Origin of the sequence: Pseudoalteromonas sp. P1-30 (assembly GCF_001400005.1) — a bacterium.
GTDB lineage: Bacteria > Pseudomonadota > Gammaproteobacteria > Enterobacterales > Alteromonadaceae > Pseudoalteromonas > Pseudoalteromonas atlantica.
Window position 1 is genome coordinate 266,372 of the sequence record NZ_LKBC01000003.1, and the last position, 15,913, is coordinate 282,284.

The 15,913-nt window shown below is 38.6% G+C and carries 15 protein-coding genes; 5 read left to right on the forward strand and 10 right to left on the reverse strand.

All coding sequences use genetic code 11. The features are described 5' to 3' along the window. The first annotated feature begins 358 nt into the window (after positions 1-358). Positions 359-874, forward strand: a complete 516-nt coding sequence (gene dps, locus AN395_RS09390) for a DNA starvation/stationary phase protection protein Dps (protein ID WP_029772918.1) — start codon at positions 359-361, stop codon at positions 872-874. Between the two features lie 249 nt (positions 875-1,123). Here the strand turns inward: dps and AN395_RS09395 are convergent, their stop codons facing one another. Beyond that, the gene (locus AN395_RS09395; RefSeq protein ID WP_054982815.1) at positions 1,124-2,491 is read right to left on the reverse strand and encodes an alkaline phosphatase PhoX; all 1,368 of its coding nucleotides are present in this window, start codon (positions 2,489-2,491) and stop codon (positions 1,124-1,126) included. A 206-nt stretch (positions 2,492-2,697) separates the two neighbouring features. On the opposite strand from AN395_RS09395, the gene AN395_RS09400 reads away from it, so the two are divergent. After that, positions 2,698-3,846 carry a hypothetical protein gene (locus AN395_RS09400; protein WP_054982816.1) on the forward strand — a complete coding sequence of 383 codons (1,149 nt, stop codon included), beginning with the start codon at positions 2,698-2,700 and terminating at the stop codon, positions 3,844-3,846. A gap of 68 nt (positions 3,847-3,914) precedes the next feature. On the opposite strand, the gene AN395_RS09405 is transcribed toward AN395_RS09400, so the two are convergent. From AN395_RS09405 to AN395_RS09420, 4 genes are all read right to left on the reverse strand, one after another. After that, complete coding sequence (locus AN395_RS09405; RefSeq protein WP_054982817.1) at positions 3,915-4,592, reverse strand: glutathione S-transferase family protein; 678 nt, start codon at positions 4,590-4,592, stop codon at positions 3,915-3,917. Positions 4,593-4,661: 69 nt separating this feature from the next. Next, positions 4,662-5,303, reverse strand: a complete 642-nt coding sequence (locus AN395_RS09410; protein WP_054982818.1) for a hypothetical protein — start codon at positions 5,301-5,303, stop codon at positions 4,662-4,664. Positions 5,304-5,318: 15 nt separating this feature from the next. After that, a complete protein-coding gene (locus tag AN395_RS09415; RefSeq protein WP_054982819.1) occupies positions 5,319-6,128 on the reverse strand; it encodes an NERD domain-containing protein in 810 nt (269 codons plus the stop codon). A 122-nt stretch (positions 6,129-6,250) separates the two neighbouring features. Beyond that, positions 6,251-6,838, reverse strand: a complete 588-nt coding sequence (locus AN395_RS09420) for an ACP phosphodiesterase (protein WP_054982843.1) — start codon at positions 6,836-6,838, stop codon at positions 6,251-6,253. A gap of 311 nt (positions 6,839-7,149) precedes the next feature. On the opposite strand from AN395_RS09420, the gene AN395_RS09425 reads away from it, so the two are divergent. Next, positions 7,150-8,478 (forward strand): sodium/glutamate symporter, encoded by a 1,329-nt coding sequence (locus AN395_RS09425; RefSeq protein ID WP_054982820.1) that lies wholly within the window; start codon positions 7,150-7,152, stop codon positions 8,476-8,478. Positions 8,479-8,556: 78 nt separating this feature from the next. On the opposite strand, the gene AN395_RS09430 is transcribed toward AN395_RS09425, so the two are convergent. Together AN395_RS09430 and sodC are read right to left on the reverse strand one after the other, a co-directional pair. Further along, complete coding sequence (locus AN395_RS09430; RefSeq protein WP_054982821.1) at positions 8,557-8,790, reverse strand: ChaB family protein; 234 nt, start codon at positions 8,788-8,790, stop codon at positions 8,557-8,559. A gap of 14 nt (positions 8,791-8,804) precedes the next feature. Beyond that, on the reverse strand, positions 8,805-9,374 hold the full coding sequence (gene sodC / locus AN395_RS09435; protein ID WP_095206637.1) for a superoxide dismutase family protein: 570 nt from the start codon (positions 9,372-9,374) through the stop codon (positions 8,805-8,807). Between the two features lie 507 nt (positions 9,375-9,881). Between sodC and AN395_RS09440 the strand changes: the two genes are divergently transcribed. After that, positions 9,882-10,127, forward strand: a complete 246-nt coding sequence (locus AN395_RS09440; RefSeq protein ID WP_004587585.1) for a DUF4235 domain-containing protein — start codon at positions 9,882-9,884, stop codon at positions 10,125-10,127. Positions 10,128-10,214: 87 nt separating this feature from the next. On the opposite strand, the gene AN395_RS09445 is transcribed toward AN395_RS09440, so the two are convergent. Beyond that, complete coding sequence (locus AN395_RS09445; RefSeq protein ID WP_054982822.1) at positions 10,215-10,709, reverse strand: hypothetical protein; 495 nt, start codon at positions 10,707-10,709, stop codon at positions 10,215-10,217. A gap of 212 nt (positions 10,710-10,921) precedes the next feature. Beyond that, positions 10,922-12,154, reverse strand: coding sequence for a cytochrome C (locus AN395_RS09450; RefSeq protein ID WP_095206638.1), 1,233 nt, complete (start codon positions 12,152-12,154; stop codon positions 10,922-10,924). Positions 12,155-12,586: 432 nt separating this feature from the next. Here AN395_RS09450 and AN395_RS09455 point away from each other — a divergent pair, with 432 nt between their 5' ends. Further along, positions 12,587-12,895 (forward strand): hypothetical protein, encoded by a 309-nt coding sequence (locus AN395_RS09455; RefSeq protein ID WP_054982823.1) that lies wholly within the window; start codon positions 12,587-12,589, stop codon positions 12,893-12,895. A gap of 198 nt (positions 12,896-13,093) precedes the next feature. On the opposite strand, the gene AN395_RS09460 is transcribed toward AN395_RS09455, so the two are convergent. Next, positions 13,094-15,907 carry a tyrosine-protein kinase family protein gene (locus AN395_RS09460; protein ID WP_054982824.1) on the reverse strand — a complete coding sequence of 938 codons (2,814 nt, stop codon included), beginning with the start codon at positions 15,905-15,907 and terminating at the stop codon, positions 13,094-13,096. Between the last annotated feature and the right edge of the window lie 6 nt (positions 15,908-15,913).

Here is a 15,913-nt window from a genome sequence, read left to right on the forward strand (position 1 = left end):
AGCGCGTGCAATATTAAGATGGGCTTTTAAAGGCAATTTAATAACGGCGTGAATTGCAAGGTTAAGCACATTAGGTAGCTGTATTACACTAACTATGCCTTATTGAGCATAAACAAATTTCAACTCTTTCAATAAACAGCCACAGTTTTTTACTACTGTGCACAATTTACAAAAATAAGTGCATAAAATTCATATTCTACGTCTCTCCTTTTTTAACCCTACGTACCCAATTAAAAATAAAACATTAAATATCAAAAACTTAAATAAATAAACTTGGTAGGCATAGGCTTTGCTTCATGTATTGCAAGTTAAATGGTAGCAATGGCTACATACAACAAATTACACAACGGGAGACATTATGAGTAACTCACAACACCCAATTGAATTTACAGCCCCAGGTATGGATAACGAATCAGCAAAAAAAACAATTGAAACACTCGATAACCGACTCGTAGCGCTTTTAGACTTACAACTTACTTTAAAGCATATTCACTGGAATGTAGTAGGCCCAAGCTTTATTGGTGTGCATGAAATGTTAGATCCACAAGTTGATGCTATTCGCGAAATGACCGACACCATCGCAGAGCGTATTGCTACATTAGGCGGTACGCCACAAGGTACACCTAAGTCAATTGTAGATCGCCGCACATGGGAAGAATACTCATTAGGTAAAGCCTTTGTAGTAGAGCATTTAGGTGCATTAGACAAAGTATACAGTGGCGTAAACGCCGACCACCGCAAAGCCATTGGCACGCTGTCTGACTTAGACCCAGTATCAGAGGATATGATCACCAGCCAGCTAGGTGACTTAGAGCAGTTTCAATGGTTTGTACGAGCACACATTGAATCGTCTGCAGGTAAACTAAATCATTAATTTATTACCCACTTTGCCATACAAGGAATGTTAATAAGAGTTAAAGGACTAATAAAGATACAAGGATACGTTACATAAGTAGGTACAGGATGAAGTGCAAACTACAAGGACCCGTTGCTTATTACATAAAGGATGTAGTAAATGCACCAAGGATGATTAAAGCTTGCTAACGGATTTGGTAAACCTACAAGGATTGTTAAAATACAAACGCCTAGTATAGGCATGCTAAGCGTTTGTATTTTTACCACTTTAAAGCTTAAAACTATCCCAAGGACCAGTAATAGCCAACGTTTTAGTTGGCATGTATACGTTTACAAACAAGGTTTGTCCGTCTGGTGAAAAACACGCCCCAGCAAGCTCTGTTTGCGCATGCAATTTAGCAAAGTTATACACCTCTCCTTTGGGTGTTACCCCGCGTAAATGGTTATTCACCGTGTCTGTGTATTGATCCTCACATACAATTAAATGCCCGTTAGGTGCTACCGTTAAATTATCACCAAAGTTGTATAACGACTCGTTTGTACTTTCTACAAATAGTTGTATTTTACCAGGCTCATTTTGCTCTAACTCAGTGCCTTCGTTTTTTGAAGGTGTGTACTTCATTACCTGACCTAACTGCTTTTTGCCCCCATTAGTACAGCAAAAATAAAGCTCATTTTTACCCCAATGTATTCCCTCTCCTCTTGCAAATAAGGCTGCACCTTTTTTATAACCTTGCTTACGTAGGTCATCATTTGGGCTTTTAGGGTCTGTGAGCGTTATCCATTCAACTAAAAGGTCGCTGTGTAATGGCATGGCCGGTGAATCCCAATTTCGGCTATCAAACTGAGGCTGGTTTTTAATTACCATAGCTTGCAATATGCCGCCTTTATTTAACTTATCGCGATGATGAGGAATAAACCGATAAAACAAACTATCGCCTCTATCTTCAGTTAAATAAACAATACCGGTTTGTGGGTCTATTGCGGCGGCTTCATGATTAAACCGGCCCATATCATATAATGGCTCTGGCTTAATTAGGCCTTTGGCGCTGGCTGGTACCTCAAAAATGTAACCGTGAGATTGAGACAAGCCATCGCTTTTATCCATAACGGTTTCTTCGCAGGTTAGCCAACTACCCCACGGCGTTACACCGCCTGAGCAGTTTCTTATTGTGCCACATAGCGATAAATACTCTTGCTCGCGTTTTTGCTCTTTTAAGTTATAAATTATATGGCTAGTGCCCCCGGGCAAAGCTACACCATTTTTAAATGAATCATAGGCTAAGGGGGTTTTGTGGTTACTAATTAAATCAGATGCTTTATTAATGTGTTTAGGTTGTAGCTCATGGTTACGTATAAGGGCTACGCGTTCGTTATCTAATGCAATACAACCCATGCCATCGGCACGGTCGGGTACGTCTAAACCATCATCCATTTTATCGCCAAGTGCCGATATAACCCGATAACTAAAGCCTTTAGGTAAATCTAATAAGGCCTGATGGTCGGCTATTAATGGGCCATAAGCAGGTAACTTTGTTGTTACTTCAGGTAAAGCAACGTTACCCATTGCGCTGCGCGATAAGCCAATAAACGCAAGCGAGCCTGCACTTAATAAAAACTCTCTTCTAGAAACCATTATTTTATTCCCGTGTTTTTTATTAAATCTATAGTAAAGGAAATAGCCCGCTAGAAGTGCGGCGCTTTGCTAAATTCATCAAAATGTAATAATGTAACATTCCATCCGTACCAGATATCAGTTAATTCAACTTTAAATAATTGCCCTCACTGTTTAATAGTAGGATAGTAAGTTACTCAAATAACAACGGCTTAATTAGGAGTATCATGATCAAAGTATTACTAGCAACCAGCTTAATGGCCTCTTCATTCGCAGCTTTAAGTAATCCACTCACCGTTGAAGAACAACGCATCAGCAAAGCACAAACAGCTATGCCCACTGTGTTAAACGCCTTTAATAAAGAAGTAACCACCTTTGAGCAACAGTTTAAAGCGCTCAATAACTTTAAAGAGGCAAAGCAGCTCATTCAAACCTATAGTTTTGAGCTGTGGGAAAGCGCTAAGCAACGCATTATTAAAACTAACAATTACGACGACCGAGCACTTTACTGGGCGCGCTTGCTTTCAAGCAAAATAATACGTACAACCGCAGCTAACGTTGAGCTATCTGACGCGCAAATAAATACGCTGCTAAGCATGCTTGAAGAGGGCAGCCGAGGCCGCACCGATTTAGCTTTTTCATCAGGCAGTGATAAAAAAATTATTCTTACCGGATTTGACCCTTTTTTACTCGACAAAAATATCAACCAAAGCAACCCATCAGGGGTCGCCGCATTGTTACTCGATGGCCAAGTTATTAATTACAATGGCGTTAGCGCCGAAATTAACACGGTTATGGTACCAGTACGCTACGAAGACTTTGACCAAGGTATAATAGAATCACTCCTTGCCCCCTACTACGCACTTAATAACGTCGACATGGTTGTAACGGTTAGCATGGGCAGAACCGAGTTTGATTTAGAGCACTTTCCTGGTAAACGCCGCAGCGTAACCGCGCCAGATAACGCCAATATTGTCTACGGCGGTACGCAAACAAGCCCTGTTATACCCAAGTTAAATGGCCGCCCACTGCCTGGTAATGAATTTGTAAAATTTAGCCTACCAGTAAGCGCCATGCAAAACGCCAAAGGCCCATATAAAGTAATCGACAATCGCGAAGTAACTACACTTGATAAAACGTTTAAAGCAGGCTCGTACGGCGCACTTAAAAACAGTGTTGCAGTAAATGGCGGCGGAGGTGGTTATTTGTCTAACGAAATATCGTACCGTAGTATTCGTCTGCGTGATGCGCTAAATTCGAGCATTCCTACTGGGCATATCCATACCCCGCGTATTCAACAATTTGAACCCGAAACAGAAGCCAACATAGTTAAACAAATTAAAGCAATGCTCACGCAAAGCTTAGTGGCATTATAATAAAGCTAAGCAATTAATATACATAAAAAAAAGGGCAAAATTAATTGCCCTTTTTTACTTTTTAAGCGTTAGCTTTTAGGGTAGTTAGATGGGAAAAACGCACGTTTGGCTTCTTCATCAAACTCTTTTTTAAAGGCGACATCGGTGCCAATTTTGCGTGCACGAGCAACCGCTGGGCGGCTATCAATGCTTTCAAACCAACGTTTTAAATTAGGGTATGGCGCTAGGCCTTCTTCACCAAGTACTACTGGCGCTTTATCAATCCAACCCCAAGCAGATACATCAGCAATAGTGTATTCATCACCCACTATAAAGTCGCGACCTTCAAGGTGTGTATCAAGCACTTCGTAATGGCGCTGTGCCTCACGCAAGTAGCGGTTTACTGCGTAATCAAGTCCTTGTGGCGCCATGTGTCTAAAATGTACACTTTGCCCCGAATACGGCCCAAGGCCCGATGCAATAAACATTAACCATGAGAGCATTTCGGCACGATTCTCTGGCTTACCTGTTAACTTGCCGTGTTTTTCACTTAGGTACATTAATATAGCGTTCGAATCAAACACACGGGTTTCACCATCAACAATGGCAGGTGCTTTTGCATTAGGATTAATGGCTTTAAACTCAGGTGTATGTTGCTCACCTTTTAAGGTATCAAGTGGTACAAGTTCAAACGGTAGGCCTGTTTCTTCTAAAAACAAAGCAACCTTCATTGGGTTAGGTGTATGGTGAAAATAAAATTTGATCATGAAGCGCTCCTCAATAATTGAGTAATGATTAAAGCACAACTTGAGCGATCGTTCAATATAAAGACATACTTAGCTAAAGTACTTAACCAAACAACTCACCTGTATTAACCCAGCGCCAATATAAATGAATGTAACGCGCGCTTCTTCTTGCGCCTTTTTAACAAGTGCTACCAAAAAAGTGACTACAATAATAATTACACTCAATGCTAAACCATATAAAAAAGAGCCACAAAAATGAGGTAAAACAGCAAGTAAGCCTGCAATAATTACTAGGCCATTATGAGCTGCAGGCATACGAACATTGAATAATATCCCGAGCAATGCAGTTATAAACGCAGATGCGTATAAAATTACAACTTCCCTAGACCACTCGTAACTTAGTGGATGTTTAAAATTAAAATTTGTAGATTTTAAACTAGTAACAGCAGACGAAGTCGCGTGTATAAAAATACTAACTAATAAAGCGCCGATAAAAAATGCAGCAAATGCCGAAACAGCACCACCGCCTGTATACCCTGCTTTCTCTTTTTCTATCACTATAACCACAACACTCAGTGCCGCACTGAGCTGAAACCATTGCCAGTAATCGTTACTAAAAAGGGGGATTGCTGCAAAGCCAATTACGGGGACTAATATTTTGGCTTCTTCGTTTTTGTGTAATAAATAAAAAGCCATAATAGCTATATAAAACAGTGCCGTTATATCGGGCATAAAATCTACTTCCTTTTAAATCTCAACACTATTTCTACATTTAGGGAATGCACTACAGCCAAAGAACGTATTTCCTATATTAGTACCTTTCTTTGCTTTACGTAGTACCATTTTCTCACCGCAACGTGAGCATATCTGAGTTTCTGAGCGTTCTTTTTTTGGCGCCTGCTTATGTTCAATAATTGTTTTTACATGGCTTACATGTTGGCGATTTGTTTTAAAACTTGGTTTTAATTTTCCGCTTTCAATTGTATTTACTATATCGTTTTTAGTATTAGCACTAAGTACTCGCTCGGTTTTACTTTTAATGTACTCAATACCGCCGCGTGCAAACCTAACATTTTCAGGTAGTTTAGTTTTAAATGTGCTGTCGCCAATAAAAATAATAACCGAAAATAATGCGTTACTGTTTATGTTTAAACACGACTCAAGTGTTTTTAAATGCTTGTAGTTTTGATGCAGGGGGTTTTGAAATTTTGATGAGTGTTTAAAAATTTTTTGTGTCCACATTTTTTGATTCGCTGAACCAAAAATCCAACCTTTCATGTTTTTAGTTTCCACCACAAACACACCAAACTCAGACACAATAATATGATCAATTTGTGTAGTGCCATTTTCAATGCCGTTTTCAAAAGTAGGCAGCGTCACATTTTTAATTAACGTGTAATCTGCCTTATTTAAAAACAGTTTAATTAGCACATTAACTTGCCACTCTCCTATCGCTCCTTTAAACCAAGGTGTTTTAAAAACACCAATACAAATAAACAGCGGTATAAAGTACCAAAGCTGGCCTAATAACGTGGCCAAAATCGTAGAAAAATCCATATTTAGTTAATCCTTTAAGCTATACAAATGGCAATAATAGAGCCGCTAAATTTAACAAAAATAAACTAGCAGTACACGTAATAATGCACGGTCAATACTAAACGCATTTAAGTATTATTTTATTAACCCCTTTCAAGAGCGCTCTCTTTTACATGTTCAATTAACTCAGGGAAAAATGCTAAAAACACCGCTTCTAACTCATGGTAGTTTTGCGCTATATCCTCAGCAGCACCGGCAAAGTTATTAGTAAAACGAATGCGTTTGGCTATGTTATCAAGCGCAAGCCCTACCCCTTCTATAGTTTCGTATTCTTTAAACCAATCGTTTGTGGTCATGCTGGTTACAACATGCTGCATGCGCGGTGGCATAACCGCTATGCGCTCATTTAAAAGTGCGTAGCTACTGCGTTTAAAATCATTTAAAGGATGTTTGTTAAATTGCTGCCAATGCCTAATTAAAAAGTGATCAAACAGCACGTCAATCGCTACGCCTGCAAAGCGCTTTCGCTTGGGCGAAAAGTACTGCTTAGTGGTTTTTACTAAAGCGTGTGAGTCGGTAAATTTATCAACTAAGTAATGGTTTTCTAGCGCGCTTTTAACGCTATTGGGCAGGTATTCTGCATGCCTGCGTCCACCAAAATCACCTAATAAATTGCCAAAGTGTGAATCGGCTGTAGGCTTTGCTAAGTAAAGGTGAGCTAAATAATTCAACGTAATCCCAATGGGTTTAAACAAACTTAATTTTTCCAAATAGTAACGCACATTTAAGCGAAACTCACACGAGTGTTTAGCGCACTCCCTGTGTATTTACCTAACACTTTAGTTTGAAAATCATACAAATACTCTGTAAAGCCGTTGCACTCAATTCAGCATTAAATATTTAAAATAGAATTATCAATCACTTAAAATTTAAAAATCGCTGGAATATATATTGCTACTTAGCGTATTTAGCACTCAAACATGTATAGCTCTTTTTATTAGCGAGCAGTTTAAAGGAGCATAAAACATAGGTTAAATCAGTTATGGATATAGCTATATTTTTTAAGTCGTTACTATTACTGGCCTTTTTTTTAACGCTAGGTAATTTAATTAAGTACACATTTTTAAGGGGCTTAATTGTGCCCTCATCGTTAATTGCTGGCGTATTGGCTCTTTTATTAGGGCCACAATTACTTGGTGAGCATATTAATTTGTCGCTCCAAGGCACTAATTTATGGATAGATGAAAAGGTCACAAGCATATGGAAGGAGCTACCTGGGTATTTAATTGTAGTGGTGTTTGCAGGTTTATTTTTAGGTAAAAAAATACCTACAATTAAACAATCGCTAAATCAAAGCCTACCCAATTTAAGCTTTGGCTACAGCATTGCCATAGGCCAATATGTGGTGGGTATGATCACGGCATTATTTGTACTTGCCCCTTTATTTGATACCAACGAAATTGCCGGCGCACTCATTGCGGTGGGATTTCAGGGCGGGCATGGCACCGTAGCTGGCCTGCAATCCACTTTTGAAAGTATCGATTTTGCAAAAGGCATGGATCTGGGATTAGGTATAGCAACAATAGGCCTTATAAGCGCCATCGTGTTAGGGACTATTATGTCTAATCGCACCGATGGGGGCGACCAAGAACTTGAAATTAGCCACGACGAAAAAGTAGAGGTAAAAGACCGCCCGTTTGGCCTGCACTTTGCTATTTTAGGCACGGTTGTTATTGTTGCTTGGCTTATTCTTAGTGGCTTACAAGTAGCCGAAAAAAGCCTTTTTGCCGATTCATCGGTAAAAATACTTGAGTACATGCCTTTATTCCCCGTTGCGATGATGGTGGGTTTAATGGTGCAAATAGTGCTTAATAAATCAGGCATGGGTAACTTAATTAGTCACTATCAAATAAATCTGCTTTCTAACCTCTCCCTCGATTTACTAATAATTGCCGCACTGGGTGCACTTAACTTATCGGTACTTGCTAAATATTGGCAAAGTATTTTAATTTTAGGCGCGGTGGGGGTTGCCTATAGCGCAGCTATTTACTTTTTCTTTGGTGGGTGGTTTTTCCCAAAAGATTGGAAAGTAAGAGGAATTGGCGAGCTTGGGCAATCTATGGGCACTACGGCGGTTGGGCTGTTAATGCTAAAACAGGCTACCTCAAACCCAAGCGAGCATATTCGCCCCTTTAGTTACAAACAACCACTTTATGAGCCCGTGGTTGGCGGCGGTATTGTTACTGCCCTTGCACTTCCTGCCATTGCTAATTTTGGGCCGTGGGCATTTACTATTATTATGGCGGTTATATTAGCCTGTGTAGTGGGTGGTTTTGCCTTTTATAAACGCCGCAAACACAAAAGCGAGTAGCCTAATTGCGCTATAAAAAAGCCGCTACAACTTTTGTAGCGGCTTTTTTATGCATTGGTTTTTTACTTGTACCAGTAACTAATTACTCGACTTAACCCAATTTCCATTATCATTTTTACTATAGCTATTTTTAACCGCAGACCAAGCCACTTTATGCGCTGTGGTTTCGCGGTCGTCGTCGTTTTTTCTATCGCTTGGGTCCTCGTAGGTATCCCACGCGCTATTAAACGCCTCTTGATATATCTCTTGGGCATGTTTAGGTAAGTTACTTTTTACCGAGTCAGGTAACTCGTTTGTGTTTTGATAAGGCATAAATAACCTCCGTATTACTTAATTACGCCGCACGCAACACGTTTACCGCCGCCACCTAATTTCTTGGGTTCGTCGGCATAATTGTCGCCCCCTTTGTGGATCATCACTGCGTGTTGTTTAAGCTGCTCAAGCTTGAGCCTTGGCGCTAAAACAGGCGATTTAGCTTCGCCACGCTCATTTACAAATAACGCAGGTAAATCGCCTAAGTGGCCATTACTCCAGGGTTCATCGTGGTGTTTAGCACTGTTAGGATCAAAGTGCCCACCAGCAGCACCGGCCGGTACAACTTTACCGTTTTTTTGCTTTGGCTCGCAGCTAGCATATTGATGAACATGAAAGCCATGCTGCCCAGGCGTTAAGCCTTTAAGCGCTGGGGTAAATACCACCCCGTGCTCATTTTCTGTCAGTGTAACGGTGCCAAGTAACTCACCTTGCCCCGACTTACTTACTGCATGCATATCAACATCTACATTCGCCAATGCGCTATTTTGTAGCATTGCAGCGGTAATTAATATGGCGCAAGCTGGTTTAAAAATACGTGCTACGCTTTTTTTAGCGGTTGAATCAAACTGTAAACAATTCATCGTGATCTCCTCATGTAGTATCAGGTTTGTAAATAACGCGACTGCTCAGTTATTAGGTACAATCTCTATACCAAGCTCACTGTAGGCAAAAAATTTCACCTGCGCTAAACGTAACGCATTGATTAAAAATAAAATAAACAAAGCTAGGTAATTAACCACTACACATACTTAAAATTTACTGCGTGTTTTTGCTTAAACGCTATACAAAAACTAGTGCAAATTTACAAAAGAAATGACAACTTTACAGGCTTAACACGCCCACCCGCCTAATACTAAGTACCGCTCAAAACGGGTAAAAAAACAGCTTGAACACTCAATAGTGCATTAACTAATACCGCGCTAAGCCAATAGCACAGCGCGTTTAATCAAAATACGCGCCCATGCACACGCTAAAATAAAACATGCTCACAACGCCTGCTGCGCTATCGGTATACTAATTGCTGAACATACTAGTGTTATTAAACGGGTTATAGATGACCCTATCGCTATTAAACAATCGAGGGAATTATGAGTAACAAGCAACTAATTAAAACACTAGGTATAGGCCTAGCAGCCGCATCAGCTGGCATGCTAACCAGAAAAAGTTTACAAAAGTCGTGGGAAAAGGTAACCAACGAGCCCGCCCCAAAAGACAAGCCAAGCGAGCATACAGATCTTAAAGAAGCCGTTACATGGGCGGTGGTATCTGGCATTGGTGCAGGCGTAGCAAGAATGGCCGTACATTATGTGCTCGACAAACGTAAATCTAAGTAAGCCAATAGCTACTCAAGTACAACGTAAAAAAGCATAAAAAAGGTGAAACTAAGTTTCACCTTTTTTATTGCTTTAAACTAATTAGCTTTACGCGGTAGACACACTACTCGCGCCTGCATTTTTAAGTATTTCTTCAATCGCGCTTTTGTTATCGCTGTTGTACTTAACACCAATTAATATAGAGCCTTTTTCAATGGCGTCTTCGTAAAATTTAACTTCGTGCTCAGGAATAAACGCACCAATAGCAGCGCCTAAACTTCCGCCAACGGCAGCACCTGCACCGCCCGCTGCAAATGCAGCCACTAATGGGCCTGCTACTAATAAACCTGTACCACCGGTTGCCACGGTACCTACGGCAGTAAAACCGCCAACAATTGCAGCAATAATACCACCAGACGCTGCACCAACAATGCCGCCTTCAGCCGCTTTGGTTCCCTCGTCTAAGGCAAAGTCTTCCTTTGCGTATGAGTCATTGGCTACAATACTTATATCAGCTTCATTAATACCTAATGCTTCTAATCTATAAATAGCCAGTGTTGCTTGTGATGCGCTTTCAAATAACCCAGTAATAACCGTGCTCATAATAACTCCTTTATTTATTTAAAAAATACAGCTATTACTAAGCAAAACCTAAACCACTTAAATTATTCCTATTAATCAATGAATTAAATAACAAGCTCAAACTACTGCTTTCATTTACACAGTAAATATTGCTAACTGTTGTAAAAAACTCCTACCACATAAATAAATGCACTAACGCTTAGCGCTTTTATATAACGCGTTAATAAACTCAATTACTTAGACCAAGTAATTTCGGCTAATTGATTAGTAGCCGTTTGATGAATAATCAAGCCGTTATTGCCCATACGCATGTGCCTAATTAAGCCAGAGTAAACCCCTTCTTTACTCGAAATTTGCCAGCTTTGCATGGTTTGAGTTTTTAAATCAAACCTAACCAGCGTTTCGGGGCGCTTAGTCGACTCATTAAACCAAATAGCATTATCGGCATATTCAATGGCATACGGGTGGCTGTTTTCGCCGCTGGGGTTATCCCACTGCGTTATTTTACCGTTTTTGGGGTTATAGCGGCCAAGTTTACCCATGCCAGAGTTTACATAAAACACCATATCATCAGGCGTAATAGCAAGGCGCCTAGTATGTGTTTTAGCACCTGGGAGTTTTATTTCGCTAAGCTCCATGGTGTTTTTATCAACTTTAACCAAACAGTTACTGCCATTACACGACACCCACGGCGTCCCGTTTGAATCAAGCTTTATACCATAAGGCCGCGAGCCTTTAGTGGGTAAAGTAGCCAGCTTAATATCACCGCTTTTAGGGTTTAGCCTGCCAATCATGTTGCTGTGCTGCAGGGTAAACCAAAATATACCCGCATCATCAAACACGCCTGTATGTGGGTCACGGGCGTTTTTATCAGGCATTTTATACACTTTAAATTTTTCGGTTTTTAAATCTAAATACCCAACCGTGCCATTTTTATTACCTAAAAACCAAGGGGTTTGGTTTTTATCAAGCGATACACTGTGCGCATACGTACCACTTGGCAGTGTGTACTCTTTCATTTCACCGGTTTTGGGGTTTAACCTACCTAAAATATTGCCCCACTGGCCAACCCACCAAATAAGCCCGTTTTCACCTTGCACAGGGTCGCGAGCGCGCTGCCCAAGCGAAGGCACTTGCCAGTATTTAAAGCTAAGTTTTAAATCGCCTTTAACCACCGTTGACTCGCGCTTAGTGTTAACAGGGTAATGCTTTGCCAAATACGTGCTTATATCTTTACTAAGGGCCGTGCCTTCCCCTGTATCAACCATATAGCCTATGAGTGTTTGCCAATCCGCTTGGCTATAACCCGCACTACGCTCAAGGTTATTTAAACTATGGCAACTGGCACAAAGCTGCTCAACTAATACCCCAGGCTCGTTACTCAATACAGGTAACGGCGCAGCTAAAGCCCCTAGCGCAGCCATTGCCACAACGTGTTTATTAAATAAAAATCGATTTTTACGCATAACGCCCTCCCTTGTTTTTAATATTAAAGCATAGGGTGAAAGTGTTTACTATATGAGCACTTTTAGCTTTTAGCTTTTAGCTTTTAGCTTTTAGCTTTTAGCTTTTAGCAGAATAGTGTCATTTTTATTTTCGGTGTGGAAATCGTTATTTTGGAGGGAGTAATAGTAATATAGATACGTTTTACTGCTTAAAAAACGAAAACAAACTACCTCTACATGTAAAACCAAATAGTTCGCGCTTTCGGCCAACGCTAGCAAGCTAAGCGTCTACAAGTAATAGCATTGTATTTATCTTTAGTTGTGGCTATTACATTGGCTGGGTGTTGGGTTTCGCTTCGCTCAAACCAACCTACGGTTGTTGCATAGCTACAAGCTTGCGTATAATGCCCGCATTCTGGCTGTATGTATTAGCCGCTAATTTGGATTTTAATAATGAAAAAACTCTCTGCAGTGCAAGTAAAACAACAAGCACTTGTGCTTAACGTTGCCGATAAACTAGAAGCACAAGGGCGCGAAGAAATCCCTGGTATGTTGCAATGCTGGTTTGATGTGGAATATCACTTATTTCCGAGTTCACTACTGCTGTGTTTTCAGTTTGAAAACGAACAAGCATTAGCAGCCGCAGAGCCTGATATATTAAAATGGCAAAAGCGCTTAAGCGCCGCAATGCTTAAAAAAGGCGTAATTTTAAAAGATATGCGAAAACATTTAGTGTTTACTTTAAAAGGGCCTGACGATTAAAGCAGGGCTATAAATAAGGGCTAGAGCAAAACATAGTCGAGCTATGGGTTATAAAAATAAGTTTAAGCGCGTAAAAAAGGGCAATAACAATGCCCTTTTTTTAAATGGAGTTACTGGGGCAGGTTTTGCGCTTTTCCTTAATCACAAAAGGCAAAAAGAAACACCTGACCCTAACTATTTTTCTGACCCATTGTTTTTTTACAGACCTAAATAATTAGTATATAAGAACGCTACAGCATACCTACTTTTGCTACCGACCATGTATGGGAATATAATTTTATTCGCAACCAGAATTTGCTTGTATTCTTCAATTGTTCCATTAGCTATAACTTCATTATCCATATGTTTTTGTTTAACTTCTGATAATAATTTTTCAAATGATACTTCATCTAGCCAGCTTTTTTTAAACTCTAATGAAATTCTATTATTCGCAAAGTCTTGACAGAAGTATTTTACAAACTCATTACCTTGTTCATTCCATAAATCTTCTAAATACTGTATTACAGCATTCTTACGTACTTCTTTGCTGGTACAATAAGCTAAACCTAAGATAGCTCCTTTCCTAAACCCTTTTTCACTTTCTTGCTCTTTTTGAGCTTTGATAGCATAACTTATAAGGTCAATAAAGGGCCTTAAATTAACCGTTTTGTCCGCACTTTGTATATTTCTATACAGGTCTTGGTATGCTGTACTTTTTTTACCATTTTTCTTTGGCTTTGGCTCCCCAAAAAAGACATTAATAATTGGCATTATTAAATATGTATCAAGAGGTAATTGATTATGCTGCCTACCTTTTGACTTCAATTTTTTGTGAACACCATCAACATTCAAGCGTAGTTCATCAAAAGTAAACTGTCTTAAATAATTAAAAAATTGGTCATAGCTGTAGTTAAAAACAATCTTTAAGAAGTAAGAAAAAATTTCATTTTGTGACCATTCAAGCCCTATGGTTCTTGGTTTGAACGAGTTTTTATTGGTTAAATTACCAAGCCGATCAAATAAATCTCGTCTCAAGAATAACTTTGGAAAAATATTAGAATACGGAAAGCGCATAGCCAGTTTGACTAGTGGAGAAACAACATTATCCCATAAATAAGGTTTAACTATATTATCTAGTCTATCAAAAGTTACTATTAATCTTTCATCTTTAGACTTATAGCTATCACTCACCTTTAATAATTCGGCTTCAATTAAGTCAAAGTTATTTTGGTCATTAATTAAGCTTATAATTTTAGACTCAGCATTAGACTTTGTAAGATCAATTAAAAGTTCAGAGTTTTCGCTTTGGAGACTATCAAAGCTTCTGTGAAAAATTGAGTTCCATATAAAAAACAACCAGAACTTTTTAAAAAACAACTCATCTTTTATAAAATCTTTAAAGCCTAAAACTTCAAAATTATCATATTCAAAATTTGTTACATTGAAAACCTTGTAATTCAAGTGCTCTTTTTGTGACTTTTTAATTAACATATTAAAAAAGTCATCATGCTGTAAAGCTGAGTAAAACGCAGTTTTACCCGTACCTTTATCACCTAATAGCAAAACTTTTTCTTCTATAAAAAAATCTTCCATACAAGGCCGAATATAAAAGTCAGTTTTTAAATATTTTTCATCGTATACAATATTCTCAGCATATAAATCTGGCAACTTTGATTCTAGCTCATCTAAAATCATATCTTGCAATTTAAAGCTATTTATATCTTCTTTAATAACTTCGCTTATAGGCTCAACATCCACAGGGTTTGTTGAAACAGGAGGGGTTTTTTTAACGTTCTCATGACTAAAAACATCATCACTATCCAATAAAGCCTTTTCATCTACGTTATTAGCGGCTGGTGTTAATATAGACTGTAAATAATCGAAGAATAAATGATATTGACTTGAACCATTTTTTCCTTCAATGAAGTCATCTAAATCGTATTTATCTTCATATGGAGTACCTATAAACTCTAATGTATCTAGTCGTTCAAAATAAAAAGTCTCAACATTAAAAGCATCACTACTAATTGCACTTTGGACGACATTGTTGAAATTGCTAAACCGTCTGCTGAAGTTTCTAGATAAGATAGATAAAACAAAAGTACAAGGTATATTTTCCTTCAAGAGAAAACTACTAATGTAATCCAGACCGGGTTGATTTTGAATATCATCACCAGCGAGAACAACCACATGCTTTGACAACCTTGCTAACGCCCCAAAAACATTATTAAATCCGGTTCTAGAATCAATTAATATAACATCAGGGTTATATGTGGAATTTATTTCACTTACCAACTTTCTAAGAGTATTAGTTAAGTTAAAACCTTGCAAATCAATTTTCGCCAGTCCTTCAACATAACTATTTAAATCACCGGAACTTCCAAGTATATTACCAGCAGACATTAAGTTTATAGTACCTTCGCCTGAATAGCTTTTATCTATATTATAAACATACTCACTAATTTTAGTTTTTTTATCAAACTCCCTATCATTAAGATATTCAACCAAACCGCTTTTATGACTAGACGATTGTGAGCTATCAAAAAAGTTAATTAAACCTGGGGCTTCAAAATCGCAGTCAACAACAAAAACCTTTAATCCATTCCTTGCTAGATAAGTTGCTGTTAATGCCAATGACGTTGTTCTCCCCACCCCCCCTTTATAACTAAAAAAGGTAATAACATCAGCATTCACATTGATTTCCTCATGCGATGATCTACTGCCGAGCAATGCTGATAATGACCTTCTAAGCCCTAGTGAAACATTTTCATTTTCGAATAAAAACTTGTATTCATTTTCTTCTGAAGTCACTTTATCAAGGATAGTGAGTCTAACTTTATTATTTTCAAACTCTTCAGGGTCAACACTTATAAAGTCTAATTCATCTAGGCTACAAACTTTGTCAAGGACAATATATATATCAACCACTTGATTAATTCGTAATTCAATATAAAAATTGATAACGCTACCAGCATTTAGCATGCCATTAAGGTCTTTTTCTAAACGATCTATAAAGTCGATAGATTTTAACATTTTATT

Coding starts and splice junctions, on each gene's coding strand:
- dps (WP_029772918.1), top strand. CDS start 359: ATGAGTAACTCACAACACCCAATTGAATTTACAGCCCCAGGTATGGAT.
- AN395_RS09395 (WP_054982815.1), bottom strand. CDS start 2,491: ATGGTTTCTAGAAGAGAGTTTTTATTAAGTGCAGGCTCGCTTGCGTTT.
- AN395_RS09400 (WP_054982816.1), top strand. CDS start 2,698: ATGATCAAAGTATTACTAGCAACCAGCTTAATGGCCTCTTCATTCGCA.
- AN395_RS09405 (WP_054982817.1), bottom strand. CDS start 4,592: ATGATCAAATTTTATTTTCACCATACACCTAACCCAATGAAGGTTGCT.
- AN395_RS09410 (WP_054982818.1), bottom strand. CDS start 5,303: ATGCCCGATATAACGGCACTGTTTTATATAGCTATTATGGCTTTTTAT.
- AN395_RS09415 (WP_054982819.1), bottom strand. CDS start 6,128: ATGGATTTTTCTACGATTTTGGCCACGTTATTAGGCCAGCTTTGGTAC.
- AN395_RS09425 (WP_054982820.1), top strand. CDS start 7,150: ATGGATATAGCTATATTTTTTAAGTCGTTACTATTACTGGCCTTTTTT.
- AN395_RS09430 (WP_054982821.1), bottom strand. CDS start 8,790: ATGCCTTATCAAAACACAAACGAGTTACCTGACTCGGTAAAAAGTAAC.
- sodC (WP_095206637.1), bottom strand. CDS start 9,374: ATGAATTGTTTACAGTTTGATTCAACCGCTAAAAAAAGCGTAGCACGT.
- AN395_RS09440 (WP_004587585.1), top strand. CDS start 9,882: ATGAGTAACAAGCAACTAATTAAAACACTAGGTATAGGCCTAGCAGCC.
- AN395_RS09445 (WP_054982822.1), bottom strand. CDS start 10,709: ATGAGCACGGTTATTACTGGGTTATTTGAAAGCGCATCACAAGCAACA.
- AN395_RS09450 (WP_095206638.1), bottom strand. CDS start 12,154: ATGCGTAAAAATCGATTTTTATTTAATAAACACGTTGTGGCAATGGCT.
- AN395_RS09455 (WP_054982823.1), top strand. CDS start 12,587: ATGAAAAAACTCTCTGCAGTGCAAGTAAAACAACAAGCACTTGTGCTT.
- AN395_RS09460 (WP_054982824.1), bottom strand. CDS start 15,907: ATGTTAAAATCTATCGACTTTATAGATCGTTTAGAAAAAGACCTTAAT.